Genomic DNA, 20,691 nt, shown 5'->3' on the forward strand with positions numbered 1-20,691 from the left:
CGCCCGGGCCGACAACCGGTCACTGGACGCCGAACAGCTCCAGCAGCTCCGTCCGGGCGAACATCCGCGCCGTGTCGACGGCCGACGGGGTGCCCGCGGACGGGTCCGCGCCGGCCTCCAGAAGCGCCCTGGTGACATCCGTCTCACCCTTGAAGGCGGCTCCGGCGAGTGGGGTCTGACCACGGTCGTTGACGCGATCGGCCTCGGCTCCCCGGGCCAGCAGCGCACGCACCGCTTCGGCGTGGCCGTGGTACGCGGCGAGCATGACGAGGGAGTCCCCGCGGTCGTTGGTGAGATTGGCGGGTACACCGGCGTCCACATACGCCACAAGGTCCTCGGTCCGCCCCTGCCGGGCCAGATCGAAGATCTTGGTCGCCAGCTCCACGACCTCCGGGTCGGGGGCTTCACTCATCGGCCGGACCACCTCTCACTACGGACGTTTCGGACGCGACGACGCGTCGAACCCGGCAACGTCGGGGACTGCGTGTGCGCACGGTCGCGAGCGGTGCGGCCGTGCGGGTGAATCGCCAGGGTACTGGCTCGCGCGACACATGGGCCGAGATGCCCCGGTAAAGATCAGCACGGACCCGGCCAGGCGCAACAGCCCTGCGCAACCGGCCCAATGAGCTGATCCGCCGCACGGGGTAATTCGGCCGAATTTCCACCATTTGCACCTTTTATCGTATGGATACATGCTGTGAGCCTGGAAGTACTCATGGTGACTGTCCCCGCGAACCAGGAGAACTCACATGATCCTCTCGATCTCAGGCGTGGTCCTGCTCGGCATCGTCGTCTTCATCTTCTTCCGGAAGGACGGCCTCAAGGCCTCGCACGCGCTGGTCGCGGTCCTGTTCGGCTTCTACCTCGCGAGTACGGCCATCGCCCCGAGCATCAAGGCAGGCGGCGAAAGCCTGGCGGGCCTCCTCGGCGGAATCAAGTTCTGACGCCCGTCTCACCCCCCGCCCGACATCCACACGTACGCACCTCCAGGAGGCAGCAGTGGCCCGGCGGCCCCTCCCCCGCATTCTGAGCAACGGCGGCGCACAGCTCGCCCGGAGCCGGGAGCTGGCCCGGACGGCGGCCGACAGCGCCACCGACGTCCTCCAGCCGCTGATCACGATCGCCCGCGGTCTGCGCCGCCTGGCCGCGGCCGCGCGGCGCAGATGGACCGAGACCCCCAAGGACCGGCGCGGCGCGCTGCTGTTCCTGGTGGCCTCGGTGGTCCTGGTCGTGGCACTCGTGCCGTACGGCCCGCTGCTCGCCGTCATCGCCCTGATGGCGGCGGCAGCCTGGCAGGGCAGGGACCGCGCCCCGTCGGAGCCGGGGGGCCCCGACGACTCCCGGACCAAGCGCCTGCAGTCGCTCTACGAGGCGCTGGTCCCGTACTTCTCCCTCGCCGAGGACCCCGACCCCCTGTACGCCCACGGCGGCGCGTGGGAGAAGGCGTTCCCGGCGTACGAGTTCGACGACACCGGCCGCTTCGCCCACCTGGTGATCCGCTACCCCGCGTACTTCACCGACGGGGAGGCCGAGGCCCGCGCCCGGATCGAGCACCTGCTCACCGCGAAGTCCGGCCGGGGCCGGGAGTACCACTTCACGTGGGACGAGGAGGCCAACCACCTCTCCGTCGACGTGCTCGCCGCGCTGCCCACCGACATCGCCGTCCAGCGTTTCGTGACGGCGCCCGGAGAGACCGTCCTCGGCTTCACCGACCCGACCCAGGTCCAGCGCACCCTCCCGCTCACCCACGGCGAGGAGCGGCTAGACATGCCGCCGGTCGTCTGGCGTACCGGCATCCGCTCGACCGAGCCCCACCTGCTGGTCCTGGGGCAGCCGGGAACCGGCACGTCCACCCTGCTGCGCTCGGTCGCGCTGCAGGCCCTGCACCACGGCGACCTGCTGGTCGTCGACGGCGGCGGCACCGGCGAGTACGCCTGCCTGGTCGGCCGGGACGGCGTCCTCGCCGTCGAGTGCGGCCTCACCGGAGCGCTGACCAGCCTTGAGTGGGCCGCCGCGGAGACGGAACGCCGGCTGGTCTCCGTCAACCGGGCCCGTCAGGAAGGCCGGCCGACGCCCGACGAGACCAGACGGCCGCTGTGGATCTTCGTGGACCGGCCGAGCGCCTTCGCGCACCTGGCCGCCGCGGACGGCCGCAAGGACCCGCAGTCCCTGCTCCAGGTCCCGTTGCGGCACGGCCGAGCCGCGAACGTGACCGTGGTCGTCGCCGACCAACTGGACGCCCTGGACAGCCTGAGCGACGCCGTACGGCAGCACACACGCGCGCGTGCCGTTCTCGGCCCGGCCACGGCTGACGAGCTCACGACCGCGCTGGGCGCTCCTCCGCACACCACACCCGTCGACCAGGTCCCGCCCGGTCGGGGCTACGCCCGTCTGGGCACCGGTCCGGTGCACCGCCTTCAGGTGCCGGCCACACCGGACCCCTACGACGACGCGACGAGTGACGCGCACCGGCAGGCGGTGCTCGACCTGCTCCCGCCGCGTACGACGCCGGCGGACGGGGAGCGGGCGCCGATCCCCGCGGAAGCGGAGGCGGTGGAGGCGGTGGAGGCGGCGGAGGCAGAGGCGGCGGATCCTGAGCCGGAGGCCGTCTCCACCAGGAAGAAGGACCCGCCGGCCAAGACCCTGGCCGGGACGGGGGCCCTGACTGCGGCCGGGACGGGGACCCTGAATGCGGCCGGCACCGGGACCGCGCCCGAGAAGCCCGTGGCGGACGCCGGACCGGCGCCGGTCTCGGGGGAGACAGCGGTGGAACCAGCCCCGGCGGAGACGGTCCCGGCGAAGGCGGTCGCGGCGGAGACCTCCTGACACCGGGCCGGGGCCGCCCACACCTTGGACCCGGGCCTCGCCACCCAAGGGCCCGCGTCACACCCTGCGCCTCTACGCCACGAACGTCCGCGGTGCCTCGCCGCCCCCGACGCCCCCGTTCTCCACCAGCCGGGCCGCCGCGGCGAGGCGTACCGCCGCCTCCTCGGCCACCACGCCACCGACGGTGAACGGCAGCCGGACGTAGCCCTCGAAGGCCCCGTCGACCCCGAAGCGCGGCCCGGACGGGACCCGTACCCCCAGCCGCTCCCCCACCTCGGCCAGCCGAGAGCCCGACAGGCCCCCGGTGCGAACCCACAGGGTGAGCCCGCCCCGCGGCAGCTCGAACTCCCAGTCGGGCAGCTCCCGTCGCACCGCGGCCACCAGCGCGTCCCGGTTCTGGCGGGCCTGCTCGCGCCGCACCTGGACGGCCTGTGCCCAGCCGCCGGTGCTGAAGAGCCAGTTCACCGCGAGCTGCTCCAGTACGGGCGTGCCCAGGTCGGCGTACGCGCGCGCGGCGACCAGACTGCGGATCACGTCGGGCGCGGCGCGGACCCAGCCGATGCGCATCCCCGCCCAGAACGCCTTGCTGGCGGAGCCGACGGTGACGACCGTGGATCCGGCCGGGTCGAAGGCGCACACCGGGCGCGGCATCTCGACCTCGTCCTCCAGCCACAGCTCGCTCATCGTCTCGTCGGCCACCAGCACCGTCCCCGCCGAGCGCGCCGCGTCCACCAGCCGCCGCCGCTGGTCGTCGTCGGCGAGCGCGCCGGTGGGGTTGTGGAAGTCGGCGACCACGTACGCGATCCGGGGCGCGGCCTCACGCAGCACCTGGCGCCAGCGGTCCACGTCCCAGCCGGTGAGCCCCTCGGCCATCGCGACGGGGACCAGCCGGGCCCCCGCCTCGCGCATCAGCTGCAGGATGTTGGCGTACGAGGGCGATTCCACGGCGATGCGCTCGCCGCGTCCCCCGAAGAGGTGGCAGATGGCGTCGATGGCGCCCATCGCCCCCGTGGTCACCATGATCTGCTCGGGCATGGTCGGGATCCCGCGCGCGGTGTAGCGCTCGGCGATCATCGAGCGCAGTGCGGGCACCCCTGCCGGATAGTCGCCGTGGGTGTGCGCGTAAGGGGGAAGCTCCTCCAGGGCTCCCCGCACGGCACGGGTGAGCCAGGGCTCGGGCGCGGGCAGCGCCGCGCAGCCCAGGTCGATCACCGACCCGAGGGCCTCGGGCGGCAGCGGCTCCAGACCGCGGGCCGGCAACGGGTTCCCGGCAGGCACGGCGGTCCAGCTGCCGGCACCGCGCCGCGACTCCAGGAAGCCTTCGGCGCGCAGCGCCTCGTAGGCGGCGGCGACGGTGGTGCGGCTGACGGTCAGGGCCATGGCCAGCTCGCGTTCGGCGGGCAGCCGGGCGGCGACCGGCACGCGCCCTTCCAGCACCAACAGCCGGATGCCGTCGGCGAGCGCGCGGTAGGCGGGCGGGCGGCGGGTGCCGGGCCCGGCCGGACGGTCCTGCTGGGAGCCGAGCAGCCGGGCGAGCTGCCCCGCCCCCACGGCCGAGGTCCACTGAGCCATGGAAATCAGTCCACCTTCTCGGAATTGGCCATGGTTGGCTCTCCTTCTCAAGCCACAGAGTGGCACGCAGCAGGCCACTACCACCACACAGGGGGGACATCTTGTCCAGGCAGACCACCAGGCCCAGCTGCTCCGGGCAGTCCGGGCAGTCCGGACACCGGCATCTCACACGGCGACTGACCCAGCTCTTCGGCGGTCTCGTGCTGTACGGCGCGAGTTCGGCGCTGCTGGTCAGGTCGGGACTCGGCCTGGAGCCGTGGAACGTGCTGCACCAGGGTCTCGCGGAGCGCACCGGCCTGTCGATGGGCGTGGTGCTGACTCTGCTCGGTGCGGCGGTGCTGCTGCTGTGGATCCCACTGCGCCAGCGGCCGGGCCTCGGCACGATATCCAACGTGCTGGTGATCGGCGCCGCGATGGACGCGACGCTGGCCGTGGTGCCCGACGCCCACGGCTGGACGCTGCGGACCGCCATGATGGTGGCGGGGATCGTCCTGAACGGCGCGGCGACCGGGCTGTACATCGCCGCCCGGTTCGGTCCGGGCCCGCGCGACGGCCTGATGACCGGGCTGAACGAGCGCACGGGGCTGTCGGTGCGCCTGGTGCGGACCGCCGTCGAGATCACCGTCGTACTGACGGGCTTCGCACTCGGCGGCACGGTCGGAGTCGGCACCCTGCTGTACGCGGTGTCGATCGGCCCGCTCGCCCAGGTGTTCCTGCGCGTGTTCGCCGTTCCCCCGGCATCCGGCGGCAGCACGGTGGTTGCCGCCGGTCAACCCCGGCGCGCGATACTGCGTCCGTGACCACCGCCATACGCCATCCCTACCTGGACCATCCCGGTCCGATCGCCTTCGCCCACCGGGGCGGTGCGGCGGACGGCCTGGAAAACACGCTGCGGCAGTTCCGACGCGCGGTGGAGGCGGGCTACCGGTACATCGAGACGGACGTCCACGCCACGCGGGACGGAAGGATCGTCGCCTTCCACGACGCGACCCTGGACCGGGTGACGGACGGGGCCGGCCGGATCGCCGATCTCAGGTGGGAGAAGGTCCGCCGCGCGCGTGTGGCGGGCGAGGAGCCGGTACCCCTCTTCGAGGAGCTCCTGGAAACCTTCCCCGGGGTGCGTTGGAACATCGACGTCAAGGCGGAGTCCGCGCTGCTGCCGCTCCTGGAGCTGATCGGGCGCACGAACACCTGGGACCGGATCTGCGTCGGCTCCTTCTCCGAGGCCCGCGTCGTCCGCGCCCAGCGGCTGGCCGGCCCGCGCCTGGCCACCTCGTACGGCACCCGGGGCGTCCTCGGCCTGCGGCTGCGCTCCTGGGGCCTCCCTGCCGCACTGCGCCGCTCGGCGGTGGCCGCGCAGGTGCCGGAGGTCCAGTCGGGCATCCAGGTGGTGGACCACCGCTTCGTCCGCACCGCCCACGCGCGCGGCCTCCAGGTGCACGTCTGGACGGTGAACGACCCCGACCACATGCACCGGCTCCTGGACCTGGGCGTGGATGGCATCATGACCGATCACATCGACACACTGCGCAAGGTCATGGAGGACCGCGGCGTCTGGGTCTGAGACCGTCCGGGACTCTCCGGACCGTCCAGGACCGCCGGAGAACCGCTGCCGAGCCCCGGGGCGTCGCGCGTTCACGGGGAAGCGAGGGCACGGGTGGGCACCGACACCCTGCGGACGGACGCGGCCGACGGCGCCGACGACCGACGGCGCGAACAGCGCGGCTGGTACTTCTACGACTGGGCGTGCTCGGTCTACTCGACGAGCGTGCTCACCGTGTTCCTGGGCCCCTATCTGACGTCGGTCGCCGAGGCGGCGGCGGACGCGGACGGATACGTCCACCCGCTGGGCATACCCGTGCGGGCCGGGTCCTTCTTCGCGTACTCGGTGTCCCTGTCGGTGATCGTGGCGGTGCTGGTGATGCCCCTGGTGGGCGCCGCGGCCGATCGCTCGGGCCGCAAGAAGCCGCTGCTGGCCGCCGCCGCGTACACCGGGGCCGCGGCCACGACGTGCATGTTCTTCCTCGACGGCGACCGCTATCTGCTGGGTGGACTGCTCCTGGTCGTCGCCAACGCCGCGCAGTCGGTGGCGATGATGCTCTACAACTCCTACCTGCCCCAGATCGCCCCTCCCGAGGAGCGTGACGCGGTCTCGTCCCGGGGCTGGGCCTTCGGGTACGCGGCCGGCGCACTGGTCCTGGTCGCGAACCTGATCCTCTACACGGCCCACGACTCCTTCGGGCTGAGCGAGAGCGCGGCGGTCCGCGTCTGCCTGGCGTCGGCCGGCCTGTGGTGGGGCGCCTTCGCGCTCATCCCGTTGAGGCGGCTGCGTGACCGCCGTACACCCGCGCGGGGACGCGAGGGCACGCGGTCGGCCACCCTGCCCGGCTTCCGGCAGCTCGCGGCGACCGTCCGCGACATGCGCCGCCGTCCGCTCACTCTGGCGTTCCTGCTGGCGTACCTCGTCTACAACGACGGCATCCAGACGGTGATCTCCCAGGCCTCGGTCTACGGCTCGAAGGAGCTGGACCTCGGGCAGTCCACCCTCATCGTGGCCGTACTGCTGGTCCAGCTGCTGGCGGTGGCGGGCGCGCTGGCACTGGGCCGGCTGGCCCGGACGTACGGGGCGAAGCGCACGATCCTCGGGTCACTGGTCGCCTGGACGGTCACGCTCGCGGCCGGGTACTTCCTGCCGGCCGGGGAGCCGGTGTGGTTCTTCGTTCTGGCCGCCGGCATCGGGCTCGTCCTGGGCGGCAGCCAGGCGCTGTCCCGCTCCCTGTTCTCGCACCTGGTGCCGCCCGGCAAGGAGGCCGAGTACTTCTCGGCGTACGAGCTGAGCGACCGCGGGATGAGCTGGCTCGGGCCGCTCCTCTTCGGGCTCACCTACCAGCTGACCGGCAGCTACCGGGACGCGATCATCTCGCTGGTGGCCTTCTTCGTCCTCGGTTTCGTGCTACTCGCCCGGGTGCCGGTGCGGCGGGCGATCGGCGACGCGGGCAACCCGGTACCCGAAAGGATTTAGCACTCGGCGCGAAAGGGCTGTAGTGTACGCGTTTGGCCTGCCAGGCGTACCGTTACTGCGCGTCAAAGGTGCCGAAAGGCTATGTCGCACCTGCTGGCAGGGGTGACAAACCGGACGACGGCGGGTACTGCACTGGTTGCAAGGCTGCGACTGCGACGGCGACGCAGACGCCCGGAACGGGAGTCGGGACGGGAATCTTTACCGCCGCCCGGACGTTGACCGGAAGACGACGACAGCGACACCTGTCCTGTGGGCGACAAGCCCGGGAGGCACGATTCATGAGTGAGCGAGCTCTTCGCGGCACGCGCCTCGTGGTGACCAGCTACGAGACGGACCGCGGCATCGACCTGGCCCCGCGCCAGGCCGTGGAGTACGCATGCGAGAAGGGGCATCGATTCGAGATGCCCTTCTCGGTCGAGGCGGAGATCCCGCCGGAGTGGGAGTGCAAGGTCTGCGGGGCCCAGGCACTCCTCGTGGACGGCGACGGCCCTGAGGAGAAGAAGGCCAAGCCCGCGCGTACGCACTGGGACATGCTGATGGAGCGACGCACCCGCGAGGAACTCGAAGAGGTCCTCGAAGAGCGGCTGGCCATTCTGCGCTCCGGTGCGATGAACATCGCGGTACATCCGCGAGACAGCCGCAAGAGTGCGTAGCGGGAAACTGTAAGCAGCACAACCGAACACCGCGGGTGCCGTACGTGGCTTTCACGTACGGCACCCGCGGTTTTTGGTGTGTCCGGGTCGCGGTGCGGGGGTGTGCGGCTCAGCGCGTCAGCGGAGGGCGGGGGTCCTGAGGTGCGTCGTCCGCGTCGTCCCGTACGACCTCGCCCTGGACGACCTTGCCGTCCGGCTGGTGCATGCGGGCCTGGCGGAAGGCGTCACCCAGGGTGCCCGGGCCGGCCTCGCGGAGCTTGCGCTCCACCGTCCGCTCCGCGTAGCGGCTCACGGCCTTCTGGACCGGCGGCAGCAGCATGAGCAGGCCCAGCGCGTCCGAGATGAGACCGGGAAGTATCAGGAGGAGACCGCCCAGCATCATCAGGCCGTTGCCCTCGCTGTTCGAACGGGCCTCGGGTATGACGCCGGCCTGCTGCTGTTGCAGCGTCTCCGTGAGGTTCCTGAAGGCCCGGCGGCCCGCACTCTTGATCACCACGGAGCCGAGGACGATGCCCGCGACCAGCAGCAGGAAGACAACGAACCCGCTGGAGGCACCCGCGACCACGGTCAGCAGCCAGATCTCCAGAACGAGCCACGCGGCGACGCCGAGCGGCACGAAGGTGCGCAGCCTGGAGCGCGGGGGCCGGGCGGGGGACCTGGGGGTCTGAGCGCCAGTCGTCATACCCCCAGTGTGCCTGGCCCCGGCTCAGCACGGCATAAGGGGACGATCAGGTGTTCTTGTCGGGTACCTGTGCCGCCGTCGTGCCACCCGGCTCGGCAGGCTTCTCGACCGGCTTCTCGGCGGGTTCGGCGGGCTTCTCGGCCTTCTCGGCGGGTTCCGCGCCGGGGCCTTCGCCCGTCGACTCGCCCACGGACTCGTCCGCCGGTGCCTCGGCCGGCGCGCCGGCCGGTTCACCGTCCGCCCTGTGGAGCTGCCTGTCGCGGCCCAGGACCTTGCCGACCCGCTCCCCCACGCCCCACGTGGTGACCCGCCAGAGCGCCTCCACCAGGATGTCGCGGCTCATCTTGGAGTCGCCCAGTTCACGCTCGACGAACGTGATCGGCACCTCGACGACGTGGTAGCCCGCCTTGATCGCCCGGCGGGCGAGGTCGACCTGGAAGCAGTAGCCCTGCGAGGAGACGTCGTCCAGGCCTAGCCCTTCCAGGGTCTCGCGGCGAAACGCGCGGTAGCCGCCGGTGACGTCGCGCAGCGGCAGGTCGAGCGCGAGGCGCGAGTACATGCTGCCACCGCGGGAGATGAACTCGCGGGACTTGGGCCAGTTCACCACCCGGCCGCCGGGCACCCAACGGGAGCCGAGCACCAGGTCGGCACCCTTGAGCGCGGTCAGCAGGCGGGGCAGTTCCTCGGGCTGGTGGGAGCCGTCGGCGTCCATCTCGATCAGTACGCCGTAACCGTGTTCCAGGCCCCAGCGGAAGCCCGCGAGGTAGGCGGCGCCCAGACCCTCCTTGCCCTTGCGGTGCAGGACCTGGACGTGATCGTCCTCGGCGGCCAGTTCGTCGGCGAGCTTGCCGGTGCCGTCGGGGCTGTTGTCGTCGGCCACGAGAACGTGCGCCTGAGGGACCGCCTCGCGTACACGCGCGACGATCGCCTTGATGTTCTCCGCCTCGTTGTAGGTCGGAACGATCACCAAGGCCGTACCCAGGGGGCCGAACCGCCTCCCCCGCCCCGCTTCCGCGGGCGTCCCGTCGCCGTCGTTCACCGCTGTCCCTTCATGTCCGTACGCAGAGGACCACCATAATGGCCGCGGCCTGCGATGACGTGACAGGACGTTCGTATGGCGGTGTCATTTCCCTAGGACCGGGGTAGGGATGAGCGGTTAAGGACCGTTTCCGCTGCGGATGGGGGCCCGGCGCCCTTCGGGCCGACCTGGGGCCCGCTGGCTGCGGGTCGACCGAAAGCCGTTGTCTACTGAGCGCCCGGGCCCCACCCGGGTCACACCTCCCGACCGGCCGGAACGTCCCCTCGTCGCGGCGCGAGCGCTGAGCCTGGCTCCCAGTGACAGTGCCCCTGAGCGGCACACCGTCCCTGACCCAGCGGCGCCGCGACGCGTGCGCGGAAGATTCCCCGTCGGGCGTCCGGTGGTGGACTCGGCCGAACCTACCGGCCCCCTGCCGTCGCCTGTCAACAGTCGTTCGACCTGCGGCTTCCGCGTCAACGCGCAGGTCAGAGCGGTGGACACGCAGGTCGTACGCGGAAGAAGATCATCGCCCCGTCGGCCGTGGAGATCACTCGCCCGGCCGTACGAACACCGTCCGGCCGCCCACCACGGTGCGCAGGCAGACGGGCAGGTCCCGGCCCGGAGTCAGATCGGGCAGACCGGGGGTGCCGGAGCGCGGGTCGGTCGACCAGCGCGCCACCCGGTCGTCGGGGGCCTGGACCAGGAGTTCCCCGGTACGCCACACGGCGTAGTCCGCGGGCGCGCCCGGCACCAGGACACCCGCGTCGTCGCGTCCGACCGCCCGCCAGCCGCCGCGCGTGTGTGCCGTGAACGCGGCGCGCACGGAGACGCGGTGCTCCGCCGTCCGGTGGAAGGCGGCGGCCCGGACGGTGCCCCACGGATCGAAAGGCGTGACCGGGCTGTCGGAGCCGAAGGCGAGCGGGACGCCGGCTCGAAGCAGGGCCGCGAAGGGATTGAGGGTACCGGCCCGTCCGGTGCCCAGGCGCTGGGCGTACATGCCGTCCTCGCCGCCCCACAGGGCGTCGAAGGCGGGCTGGACGGAGGCGGTCAGGCCCAGCTCGGCGAAGGCCGCGACAGTCTCGGGGGTGAGCATCTCGGCGTGCTCGACGCGGTGCCGGGCGGCGCGGATCCGGGCGAGGCCGAGCTCGTCGGCGGCGGCGCGCACCCCCTCCACCACTGTGGTCACGGCGGCGTCGCCGATGGCGTGGAACCCTGCCTGGAGGCCGGCCTCGGTGCAGGCGCCGACGTGGGCGGCGACGGCACCGGCGTCCAGGAAGGCGGTGCCGGTGTGACCCGCGTCGGCATACGGCTGGTGCAGGCAGGCGGTGTGCGAGCCGAGGGAGCCGTCGACGAAGAGGTCGCCCGCGGCGCCGACGGCGCCCAGCTCCCTCGCCTTGTCGACGTCCTGTTCGGCCCAGTATCCGATCACTCGCGGCCCGCGCCGCTCGGCCGCGAGACGCAGCAGGCCGGTGAGGTCGTCCTCGGAGGAGATCTCCGGCCCCGCGCACTCGTGAACGGTCCCGATACCGAGAGAGACGGCGTGCGCGAGGGCGGCGCGCTGGGCCTCGGTGCGCTGGGCGGGGGCAACGGCCCCGAGGGCCGCGGCGCGTACGGCGTGGTGGGCGTCGGCGGTGAGCGGGCCGTCCACGCGGCCGGCGTCCCGCGGGAGCAGATCGAGCAGGGCGGTCGTGACGACGGCCGAGTGGACGTCGATACGGCTGAGGTAGAGAGGGCGCCCGTGCGCGGCCTCGTCCAGCTCGGCGCGGGTCGGAGGCAGGCCGTCGGGCCAGCGGGCGGCGTCCCAGCCGTGGCCGAGGAGGACGCGGTCGTCCGGGCGGGCCGCGGCGAAGTCCCGTACGAGGGCGAGGGCCGCCTCACGGGTGGGGGCACCGGACAGGTCGAGGCCGGTGAGGGCGAGGCCCGTGGACGTGGTGTGCACGTGTGCGTCGGTGAACGCCGGGGTGACCAGGGCGCCGTCCAGGTCGATCACCTCGTCCACACCGTCCGCGAAGGCGTCCGCGGCGCCCTCGGAGCCGACCCAGGCGACCTGGCCGCGTTCGACGACCATCGCCGTCGCGAAGGGGTCGGCGGGACTGTGGACCTCGCCGCGGCGCAGCAGGACGGTCGTGGACGGCGTGGTGGACTCACTCATGAGCACCAGTCTCGCCCCTCTCGCGAACGACCCCGCAGGGGGGTCGGCCGCGCCACGCCGCGCGAGGCGGGAACCCGAAAGCGTCGGGACGACCCGGCGCCCGGGGCGGCGCCGACGAGCCCGGGCGCCCGTCAGACCCGCGGCGGCCGGGACTCGTAGGGCGTGGACAGCACCACGGTGGTCCGGGTCGACACCCCGGCGAGGGAGCGGACCCGGGCGAGCAGTTCCTCGAGCTCGTGCGGGGTGGACACACGCACCTTGAGGATGTAGTTCTCGTCGCCCGCCACGCTGTGGCAGGCCTCGATCTCCGGGGCTCCGGCCAGGCGGTCCGCGATGTCGTCGGGGGCGCTGGGATCGAACGGTTTCACCGAGATGAAGGCGGTCATCGGCAGCCCGACGGCCTCCGGGTCGACGACCGCGGCGTAACCGCGGATCACGCCGCGCTGTTCCAACCGCCGCACCCGCTGGTGCACGGCCGACGTGGACAGGCCCGTGGCCTTGCCCAGGTCTGTGTAGCTCATCCGCCCGTCCCTGACGAGCAGCTGCACGATCTGTCGGTCCAGCTCCTCCATGGCGCAAGAACCTACAGTGCGGTTGATCTCCTCGGATACCTGAGCAGTCCGGGTCATGCCCGGTTCGTGATGTGACGTAGGGTCGACCGACGGCCGAGTGGGGACAAATGCGCCGCAGGGGGCACTTACGAGCGGCATGTGACGAAGACCACACCCTCCGAACGGTCTCCGTGATGTCCTCGTGATTACCCCGCAGGGGGGACGGGAAGTGCTTGCTGTGGTCGAGGCCGCAGTGCCGTCACGGCCCAGCCCGAGGGGGAGAACCCAATGCAGAGTCTTAAGCGCCCTGGACGTACCACGCCCAAGCGGCAGCAGCCGGTCGTCGAGCTCGCATCGGAGGGCGTCGAACCCGACGCCTTCGACGACGAGGAACTCGACACCTACGACACCTTCGAGATGTACCGGGTGATCTGCCCGGACTGCGCGCAGCCCATCGCCCTGCTGGCGGACGAGGAGGTGCTGCCGGAGCACGCCCTGTGCGCCTCACCATGGAACCCGTTCGGGCTCTCGGTCTGTGCCGGCACCGGCCGCAGGGCCGCCGACGCCCGCCCCGCGGACAAGTCGTTCCAGCCCCACGAGCAGGACACGGCTCTGCTGTTGACGCTCCCTCAGGGCCTCGACTGGCGGACCCAGCCCTTCTCCCACGTCGGCGGTCCGGGCTCACGCCCGATGCGTGTGCCGACGATGCGGCGCGAGGCCGCCTGAGCCGCCCGAGCAGCCAATCTGCGGGGGCGTAGACCCGTTCCGCACCCCGACCCGTGCCATGACCCGCAGGGACGCCGTGGCACGGGTCGACGTGCGCCGCCCGGGCCGGTGCAGGTGACGACACGTCAGGACCGGTCCCGTGACGGCGACTCAGCCGCGTACGCCCGCGAACTCACGCTCGATTCCATGAGCCGGTGTCCTGCCCGCCTCTGCCGCGTTGCCCGGGTATGACCCCCACGTACTCGGCGACCGCGCGTCGGCGTCGCGCGGTCGTCCCGGTGCCCGCGGGACGGGTCCCCCCGGCTCCGCAGGTCCCGGACCCGCCGATCTACCGTGAGCTGATGCGGACCTGGGCCGACCGCGGGCGCACCCTGCCGGGGCGCCACGACCCGGAGTGGATCCGGCTCGCGGCGCCTGAGCGCGGGCTCGAGGGCTTCCGCACCACCGGTGACTTCCGCGCCACCGCCCAAGCCGGCGCCACCGGTGACCTCAGCGTCCCTCGGGACCCGCGAGGTGACGGGCGATGACCATCCGCTGGATCTGGTTGGTGCCCTCGACGATCTGCAGCACCTTGGCCTCGCGCATGTACCGCTCGGCCGGGAAGTCCGCGGTGTAGCCGTACCCGCCGAGGATCTGCACGGCGTCGGTGGTGACCCGCATCGCCGTGTCGGTGCAGTGCAACTTGGCCATGGCGGCCTGCTTGGCGAACGGCAGCCCGGCGTCGCGCAGCCGGGCCGCCGCCAGGTACAGCGCGCGGCCGGCCTCGATCTGGGTCGCCATGTCGGCGAGCATGAAGCGCAGCCCCTGGAAGTCCGCGATCGGCTTGCCGAACTGCCGCCGCTCGGCCGCGTAGGACACCGCTTCGTCCAACGCCGCCCGGGCCACGCCGATCGCGCAGGCGGCGATGCCGAGCCGCCCGGAGTCGAGCGCGGACAGGGCGATCGCGAAGCCCTGTCCCTCGTCGCCGAGGCGCCGGGCGTCGCGAACCCGCACCCCGTCGAGGTGGACCTGCGCCGTGGGCGAGCCCTTGAGTCCCATCTTCCTCTCCGGCACCGCGGCGCTCAGCCCCTTGGCATCGCCGGGGACCAGGAACGCGGTGATTCCCCGCGGGCCGTCCTCCCCCGTACGGGCCATCACGGTGTAGAAGTCGGCGATGCCGCCGTGCGTGATCCACGCCTTGGTGCCGGTGATCACCCAGCCACCGCCCTCACGGACGGCCTTGGTGCGCAGCGAGGCGGCGTCCGATCCGGAGGCGGGTTCGGAGAGGCAGTAGGCGCCGAGGAGGCCACCGCCGAGCATCGCGGGCAAGTGCTCGCCCTGCTGCTCCTTGGTGCCGTACGCGGCGAGCGCGTAGGAGGCGAGAGTGTGCACGCTCACGCCGAGACCGACGGTGAGCCGGACGGCGGCGAGCTCTTCGAGGACCTGGAGGTAGACCTCGTACGGCTGCTCGCCGCCGCCGTACTCGGCGTCGTAGGGCAGCCCGAGCAGGCCGGATTCGGAGAGCAGGGTGAAGACCTCGCGCGGGAAGCATCCGGCGTCCTCCTCCTCGGCCGCGTTCGGGGCGATCTCACGCTGCGCGATGTCGCGGACGAGCGAGATCAGATCCCGTGCCTCGTCCGTGGGCAGTTGCCGGTCCACCGGCTGCGGGGCGCGGTCGGGCATGGCGACGCTCTCCTCCCTGTCGGGCACATCGGCGGATGTGCGCCTTGGGTGGAGGCGGTTCCGCCGGGTCGTTCGGGCCTGGCCGATGCTCGCACTCCCGGGTCACGGAAGCGGCTGACCAGCGGCTGTGCGCTGTGAGTATGCCCGATCGGAGGCATGGAGTCACCAGTTAACGACCGCTTACTTCAAGGAAGGTTCCGGCCCTCGCCCTTCGTCAGCCGTCCCGGCGGGCGGCGGGCGGGGCCGGGTAGGCGGGGTCCAGCTCCTCGATGGCGCGCAGGGTGCCGCCGAGCGACTTCACCAGCAGGTCGCGCATGGTCTCGCGGGGCAGTCCGGGACGGCCGATCCAGTCCAGGGTGGCGCCCTCGACGCCGCACACCCAGGAGAGCAGGCCCATGCGAGCCAGCGGTCCGACGTCGGAACGCCCGTATGCTCCTTCGGCGATGGTGACGACGACCGCCTCACGCACCCCGTCCCGGATGGCGTGCACCTCGGTGTCGAACCCGACTCCGCCGCTGACGATCGTGCGGTAGGCCGCCTGGTTGTGCTCGGCGTAGCGCAGGTAGCCGTCGATGGTGCGGTGGACGCGGTCCACCTGTGCCAGTTCGGTGCCGCCCGCGGCCGTGGTGACGAGACCGGCGACCGAGTCCTGGATGATCGCCAGGTAGTAGCCCCGCTTGGACTGGAAGTAGTAGTAGATCAGCCCTTTGGCGACACGCGCCTGCCGGGCGATGTCATCCATCGAGAGCGCGTCGTACGACGTGTCGGCGAACAGCATCCGCCCGATGGCGATGAGTTCGGCGCGGCGCGTCAGCGAGCGCTCGGTACCGCGCGCCCGGGGACGGGCGGCGGCACGCTGTTGACCAATGTTCAATTTCGACCCTGGTCTCCTACGGGGGGCAGGACATCCGCAGTATGGCAGGCCGAGTCGTGGGGCAGGTCACACAAGGGTCGCGTCGCAGCAGACCGCACAGATCACAGCAGACCCAGCTGGACGACCAGCATCGCGATCACCACGACAAGGGTCCAGCCCATGACGTGCTCGACGATCTTCGGGCCGTCGTCCTTGGGCCCGCCGGTACGGACCCGGGCGGCGGTGGCGGTGTGTGCGCTCATGGCTTCTCACTGATCTCGACGTTCGGTGGACTCCCCCGACTCCCCCGGCACCCCGCCTCCCCCGGCGGTAACCCTGTCCACCTTGCCACCGTGAGCGGCTTTTGCGGCGGAGACGTTGGTCACAGCGGGCCGCACGCCCCCGGCAGACGGCCCCCGGCGGTGCCGGAGCGGTGCCCGGGGCCGTCGTCGCGGTGCGGTGCGGTCAGCGCACGCCCACCGCCGCGAGGGCCTTGCGCTGGCGCGGGCTGGGATGGGCCGGGAAGTACAGGTAGCAGACACCGCCGGTGCCGGAGGCGACCTTGCCACTGGCGTTGTACCGCTTGGTCCTGAGCCAGATGTTCTCCCACTCGCGCCTCTTGTAGACACGGCGCACGGACTCGTTGTCGTCCGAGGCCGGGTCGTTGGCGATCACGTCGCCGTCGGCGGTGAAGCCGATCACGGTCATCAGGTGGCCGGAGGTGCCGTAACCGGCCCCGGTCAGCTCCTCCTCCAGGAAGGACTGGGACGTGATGGCCGGGATGCCGGCCGCGATCAGCGTCTCCAGGTCGGTGAGGGAACCGAGGCGGGTGACCACACCCTGGAGGCCCTTGAAGGTGGCCGCGTAGGCGGCGTTGAAGGGCCAGTTGCCGCAGCCGGCGTACTGGTGGTCGTACGTGTACCGGGCGGCGTGGCACACCTGCGGGTCGGCGTAGGAGGGGTCGACCCAGGCGAGCTGCTCCTCGGTGAGCCGGCCGCCCCAGTACTCGATGATCATCTGCGAGGAGGTCGGACTGCACCAGGCTTCGCCACCGTTGTCGTACTCGGGGTACTGGCCCTTGTGGATCTCCTGCGAGTAGCGCGGGACGCGCAGCTCCTGGGCGAGCCCGGGGGTGGAGGCCGGGACGGTGAAGCGGTCGGGCACGTCGGAGCCCATCGCGCCGAGCCGCCAGACGGTGGGCGTCACCCTCGTACCGGGGCGGCGGTGGAGGGTGAGCCTGAGCCGGTAGGAGGCCAGGCGCAGGCCGGTGGAGGCGTCGTCGATGGCGAACGTGTCCGTCCAGACGCTGCTCCTGCCGTCACTCTGGTCGTCGACCGAGGTGCGTTTGATGTCCTGGTCGCCTGCCGCCCAGCGGCCCATCACGTACCAGGGGGTGTCCGTGCCGTCGGAGTAGGTGCCCTTGAGCTCGACCTGGAGCCAGGTGCCGCTCGGGGTGTGCGCGTTCCAGGAGGCGATGACCTCCGTCGAGGGCACGACGAGCCGGTGGACGGGCGAGGTCCAGGTCGCGTACTCCCAGGTGGCGGCCCTGCCGGTGTGCGGGTCGGTGTACTCGGTGATGCCGGCCGGGGTGCCGATCACGACACCGGGCCGGGCGCCCGCGACGGGACGGGCACCCTGCGCGGTGCCGCGCCGCCAGTCGCGGAAGGTGGTCCAGGCGCGGTAGTCGACCTGTCCGGCGGGGCCGCGGTCGGGGTCCGCGCGGCCGGCGACCGCGCCGGGCGTCGCTTCTGCGGTGGCCGGGATCGCGCTGCCCGCCACGGCGGCCGCGACGGCGGCGGCCAGGACGGTTCTGCGGGACGGCTGTTCGGCTCTGCTCATGGGCGGAAGACCCCCAGGTGTCCGAGTCGGGCGGGTCCGTTGCACGGTTGTGCGCCAACTATGGCCGCCGGTGCCCACTCCTGCCAGCACTTCTGCGCACGCCACGCCACGAATATTGGTATCGACCAGTGGCGTGGGGGTGGGCGGAGCGACGCGGTTAGAGTGCGGGACGAACGCCGCCCGTCCCTTCGCACCGCCCAGGACCCGCCATGCACGACCTCGCAGCCCGGCTCCGTCGGCTTCCCCCCTCCTGCGGGCCGGTGCGCCTGATCGGCGTCGACGGGTACGCCGGTTCCGGGAAGTCCACGTTCGCCGGGTTGCTCGCCGCCGAACTGGGCGGCGCGCCGGTGCTGCACCTCGACGACATCGCCAGCCACGACGAGCTGTTCGACTGGACCGGGCCGCTGCTGCGCCAGGTGATCGAGCCCCTGCGGCGCGGTGACACCGCGCACTACGCCCCCTACGACTGGCGGGCCCGGTCATTCACGACGTCCCGCCCACTGCCGCCGGCCCCGATGGTCCTGGTGGAGGGGGTCGGCGCCGGGCGCGGGGCACTGCGTCCGCACCTGGCCCGGCTGCTCTGGATGGAGCTGCCGCGCGAGGAGGCGTGGGCACGTGGAAGGGCGCGCGACGGAGCGGAGCAGCGGACGTTCTGGGACGGGTGGATCCCGGCAGAGCGCCGGCACTTCGCCGACGACCCCTCGCGCCCCTACGCGCACCTTCTGGTGCTGCAGAGAGAAGGGGGGTACGAGGTACTCCCGGGGCCTGCGGGACCCTCCTCCCCAGCCCACTTCCTCACACACGGTGACGGACCTTCCGCAATGTGCTGACCTCGTGAAGACCGCTGTCCGACAGTCGGCCGGAGTGCCTCAACTCCGCTTGACCCGGGGGCCGTACAGGTCTTACGTTCTGGATGTGCGGCAGTTCGAAGCCGCCGGCAGACGCGAAGCCCCCGGTTGTTCCCCCGTGATCGGGGGCTTCGTTCTGCCCTGAGCGCCTTTTCCGGCTGCTCCATGGCGCGAAACGCTCACCCTCGGTCACCGTTCCGTGCGCGCCCCGTGCGCTCCCACCTGGCGCAACGGCCTGCCCCGGCACCCTTCGGAGGAAAGACCGCCGCGGGTACGATGCACCTCGGTGCGACCTACGGGCGGTTGCCGCGCGCACCTTGCAACTCCGGTCCACGGCACAGCCGTTGGCCGAGGCGGCCGACGGGCGACGGCTCGGCGGCATACCGACGGGGGCACGGTACGTGGGGGACGGGATGGACTTCGGCACGCAGGGCCCGCAGGCCCCGGCCGACCTCGCCTGGCTGCGCGGCGTGGACGCCTACACCATGGGGGCCTATCCACAGGCGGAGGAGGAGTTCCGGACCGCGGTACGTGCCGATCCCGGGATGGCCGACGGCTGGCTGGGACTGCACGCGCTGCGCGTCGACACCACCAACGCGCTGCTGAGGATGTTCCGGCACCGCGAGCGCTTCGGTGAGCAGCGCGCCCGCCATCGTCGTACGCTCAACTCGTGGTACTGGCTGGGCTGGTGGGTTCAGCCCGTACTGGAGCATCCCCGGGATCTGCTGCTGGCGCACGCCTCCCACTGGCTGGACGGCCGCCACGTGCCGGAACTGGACCGGGCGCTGGCCGGACTGCCGCCGGTGGACGCCGACCCCCAGGTCCGCTTCCTGCACGCCTGTCGCGCCTACCTCGTCAAGGACTGGGAACAGCTCGTCCGGCACACCGACCCGTTGCTCGGCGATCCCCTGCTGCGCATCGAGGCCGGACTGTTCAGTGGCATGGCCCGGGTCCGCCTGGAGATGTACGGACAGGCCGAGCCCCTGCTGTCGGCGGCCCTCATGCGATGCCGCAGCGAGCAGCCGCAGCGCAAGGAACTACGGTACTGGCTGGCGCGGGCGCACGAGGGCACGGGCCGCAGCGCCGCCGCGCTGCCGCTGTACCGGGCCGTGCACCGCGTCGACCCCGCCTTCATGGACACCTGGGCCCGGCTGGCGGCGATCGCCGAGAGCGACGGCTACGACGACGCCGCCGACCTGGCGGGGCTCGCGCAGGCCGGTACGGGACCGGACGGCCTGGACGGCGTCGACGGACTCGACCCCCTCTTCGGCACCGAGGAGCGCGGCCTCAAGCTCTCCGCCCCCGAACCCCCGCTGAGCACCCCTCTGCCCTCGCTGACCGGACCGTCGGTGCGCGAGAAGGCCGGCGGACCGGACCCCTCCCTGCCCACCGGGCCCACCGACCCCGCTTTACTGGAGGAGGCACTCACCGAGCTGGAGCGCATGGTAGGGCTGGAGCCGGTGAAGCGGCAGGTCAAGGCCTTGTCCGCGCAGCTGAACATGGCGCGGTTGCGGGCCGGCCAGGGCTTGCCGGTCCAGCCGCCCAAGCGTCACTTCGTCTTCTCCGGCCCCTCCGGCACCGGCAAGACCACTGTGGCCCGCATCCTGGGCCGCGTCTTCTACGCCCTCGGCCTGCTCGGCGGCGACCACCTCGTGGAGGCACAGCGGGCCGACCTGGTCGGCGAGTACCTCGGCCAGACCGCCGTGAAGGCCAACGAACTGATCGACTCCGCACTCGGCGGCGTTCTCTTCGTCGACGAGGCGTACTCCCTGTCCAACTCCGGTTACGGCAAGGGCGACGCGTACGGCGACGAGGCCCTCCAGGTGCTGCTGAAGAGGGCCGAGGACAACCGCGACCACCTGGTGGTGATCCTGGCCGGCTACCCGGAGGGCATGGACCGGCTCCTGACCGCCAACCCGGGACTGTCCTCCCGCTTCACCACCCGGGTCGACTTCCCGTCGTACCGGCCGCTGGAACTGACCTCCATCGGTGAGGTGCTCGCCGCCGAGAACGGGGACGGGTGGGACGAGGAGGCACTCGACGAGCTGCGGTCGATCGCCGGGCACGTGGTGGATCAGGGGTGGATCGACGAGTTGGGGAACGGGCGGTTCCTGCGGACGCTGTACGAGAAGAGCTGCGCGTACCGGGATCTGCGGCTGTCCGTGTGTCCCGGGGTGCTGACCCGGGACGACCTGGCGACGTTGCGGCTGCCGGATCTGATGCAGGCGTACGGGGAGGTGCTGTCGGGGCGGGGGCCGCAGGACCCTCCGGGGATGTGAGGCGCCGC

General features: G+C 72.1%; 20 protein-coding genes. 10 read left to right on the top strand and 10 right to left on the bottom strand.

Annotation, left to right across the window (positions count from 1 at the left end):
* Positions 1–19 precede the first annotated feature (19 nt).
* Positions 20–412, bottom strand: a complete 393-nt coding sequence (locus tag ABEA26_RS04970) for an ankyrin repeat domain-containing protein (RefSeq protein ID WP_345589576.1) — start codon at positions 410–412, stop codon at positions 20–22.
* Positions 413–749: 337 nt separating this feature from the next.
* On the opposite strand from ABEA26_RS04970, the gene ABEA26_RS04975 reads away from it, so the two are divergent.
* Both ABEA26_RS04975 and ABEA26_RS04980 read left to right on the top strand, forming a co-directional pair.
* On the top strand, positions 750–944 hold the full coding sequence (locus tag ABEA26_RS04975) for a hypothetical protein (protein WP_003977410.1): 195 nt from the start codon (positions 750–752) through the stop codon (positions 942–944).
* A 55-nt stretch (positions 945–999) separates the two neighbouring features.
* Positions 1,000–2,826, top strand: a complete 1,827-nt coding sequence (locus ABEA26_RS04980; RefSeq protein ID WP_345589577.1) for an NACHT domain-containing protein — start codon at positions 1,000–1,002, stop codon at positions 2,824–2,826.
* 72 nt (positions 2,827–2,898) lie between these two features.
* Here ABEA26_RS04980 and ABEA26_RS04985 read toward each other — a convergent pair whose 3' ends face one another.
* On the bottom strand, positions 2,899–4,398 hold the full coding sequence (locus tag ABEA26_RS04985; protein ID WP_345589579.1) for an SCO1417 family PLP biosynthesis transcription factor: 1,500 nt from the start codon (positions 4,396–4,398) through the stop codon (positions 2,899–2,901).
* A 101-nt stretch (positions 4,399–4,499) separates the two neighbouring features.
* On the opposite strand from ABEA26_RS04985, the gene yczE reads away from it, so the two are divergent.
* The 4 genes from yczE to ABEA26_RS05005 all read left to right on the top strand — a co-directional run bounded on the left by yczE (position 4,500) and on the right by ABEA26_RS05005 (position 8,073).
* Positions 4,500–5,198 carry a membrane protein YczE gene (yczE, locus tag ABEA26_RS04990; RefSeq protein WP_345589580.1) on the top strand — a complete coding sequence of 233 codons (699 nt, stop codon included), beginning with the start codon at positions 4,500–4,502 and terminating at the stop codon, positions 5,196–5,198.
* Positions 5,195–5,962 (top strand): glycerophosphodiester phosphodiesterase family protein, encoded by a 768-nt coding sequence (locus tag ABEA26_RS04995; protein WP_345589582.1) that lies wholly within the window; start codon positions 5,195–5,197, stop codon positions 5,960–5,962. The genes yczE and ABEA26_RS04995 overlap by 4 nt, the downstream gene beginning before the upstream one ends.
* 93 nt (positions 5,963–6,055) lie before the next feature.
* Positions 6,056–7,420 (top strand): MFS transporter, encoded by a 1,365-nt coding sequence (locus ABEA26_RS05000; protein ID WP_345589583.1) that lies wholly within the window; start codon positions 6,056–6,058, stop codon positions 7,418–7,420.
* Between the two features lie 278 nt (positions 7,421–7,698).
* On the top strand, positions 7,699–8,073 hold the full coding sequence (locus ABEA26_RS05005) for an RNA polymerase-binding protein RbpA (protein ID WP_345589584.1): 375 nt from the start codon (positions 7,699–7,701) through the stop codon (positions 8,071–8,073).
* Positions 8,074–8,182: 109 nt separating this feature from the next.
* Here ABEA26_RS05005 and fxsA read toward each other — a convergent pair whose 3' ends face one another.
* From fxsA to ABEA26_RS05025, 4 genes are all read right to left on the bottom strand, one after another.
* Positions 8,183–8,755, bottom strand: a complete 573-nt coding sequence (gene fxsA, locus ABEA26_RS05010) for an FxsA family membrane protein (protein ID WP_345589586.1) — start codon at positions 8,753–8,755, stop codon at positions 8,183–8,185.
* Between the two features lie 46 nt (positions 8,756–8,801).
* Entirely contained in the window at positions 8,802–9,794 is a 993-nt protein-coding gene (locus ABEA26_RS05015; protein WP_345589588.1) for a polyprenol monophosphomannose synthase, read from the bottom strand.
* Positions 9,795–10,320: 526 nt separating this feature from the next.
* The gene (locus ABEA26_RS05020; protein ID WP_345589590.1) at positions 10,321–11,925 is read right to left on the bottom strand and encodes an amidohydrolase; all 1,605 of its coding nucleotides are present in this window, start codon (positions 11,923–11,925) and stop codon (positions 10,321–10,323) included.
* A gap of 131 nt (positions 11,926–12,056) precedes the next feature.
* Positions 12,057–12,497, bottom strand: coding sequence for an Lrp/AsnC family transcriptional regulator (locus ABEA26_RS05025; protein ID WP_345589592.1), 441 nt, complete (start codon positions 12,495–12,497; stop codon positions 12,057–12,059).
* 267 nt (positions 12,498–12,764) lie between these two features.
* Between ABEA26_RS05025 and ABEA26_RS05030 the strand changes: the two genes are divergently transcribed.
* Entirely contained in the window at positions 12,765–13,202 is a 438-nt protein-coding gene (locus tag ABEA26_RS05030) for a hypothetical protein (protein WP_345589594.1), read from the top strand.
* A gap of 227 nt (positions 13,203–13,429) precedes the next feature.
* On the top strand, positions 13,430–13,729 hold the full coding sequence (locus tag ABEA26_RS36265) for a hypothetical protein (RefSeq protein WP_425587786.1): 300 nt from the start codon (positions 13,430–13,432) through the stop codon (positions 13,727–13,729).
* Here ABEA26_RS36265 and ABEA26_RS05035 read toward each other — a convergent pair.
* From ABEA26_RS05035 to ABEA26_RS05050, 4 genes are all read right to left on the bottom strand, one after another.
* Positions 13,692–14,864, bottom strand: a complete 1,173-nt coding sequence (locus tag ABEA26_RS05035) for an acyl-CoA dehydrogenase family protein (protein WP_345589596.1) — start codon at positions 14,862–14,864, stop codon at positions 13,692–13,694. The genes ABEA26_RS36265 and ABEA26_RS05035 overlap by 38 nt on opposite strands.
* Before the next feature lie 214 nt (positions 14,865–15,078).
* On the bottom strand, positions 15,079–15,738 hold the full coding sequence (locus ABEA26_RS05040) for a TetR/AcrR family transcriptional regulator (RefSeq protein WP_345589597.1): 660 nt from the start codon (positions 15,736–15,738) through the stop codon (positions 15,079–15,081).
* A 101-nt stretch (positions 15,739–15,839) separates the two neighbouring features.
* Entirely contained in the window at positions 15,840–15,980 is a 141-nt protein-coding gene (locus ABEA26_RS05045) for an SCO1431 family membrane protein (protein ID WP_345589598.1), read from the bottom strand.
* Between the two features lie 202 nt (positions 15,981–16,182).
* Entirely contained in the window at positions 16,183–17,556 is a 1,374-nt protein-coding gene (locus ABEA26_RS05050; protein WP_345589599.1) for a peptidase C39 family protein, read from the bottom strand.
* Between the two features lie 209 nt (positions 17,557–17,765).
* On the opposite strand from ABEA26_RS05050, the gene ABEA26_RS05055 reads away from it, so the two are divergent.
* Together ABEA26_RS05055 and ABEA26_RS05060 are read left to right on the top strand one after the other, a co-directional pair.
* Entirely contained in the window at positions 17,766–18,386 is a 621-nt protein-coding gene (locus ABEA26_RS05055) for a uridine kinase family protein (protein ID WP_345589601.1), read from the top strand.
* Positions 18,387–18,817: 431 nt separating this feature from the next.
* Entirely contained in the window at positions 18,818–20,683 is a 1,866-nt protein-coding gene (locus tag ABEA26_RS05060) for an AAA family ATPase (RefSeq protein ID WP_345589602.1), read from the top strand.
* Positions 20,684–20,691: the final 8 nt, after the last annotated feature.

Source organism: Streptomyces marokkonensis (assembly GCF_039539045.1).
Classification (GTDB): Bacteria; Actinomycetota; Actinomycetes; order Streptomycetales; family Streptomycetaceae; genus Streptomyces; species Streptomyces marokkonensis.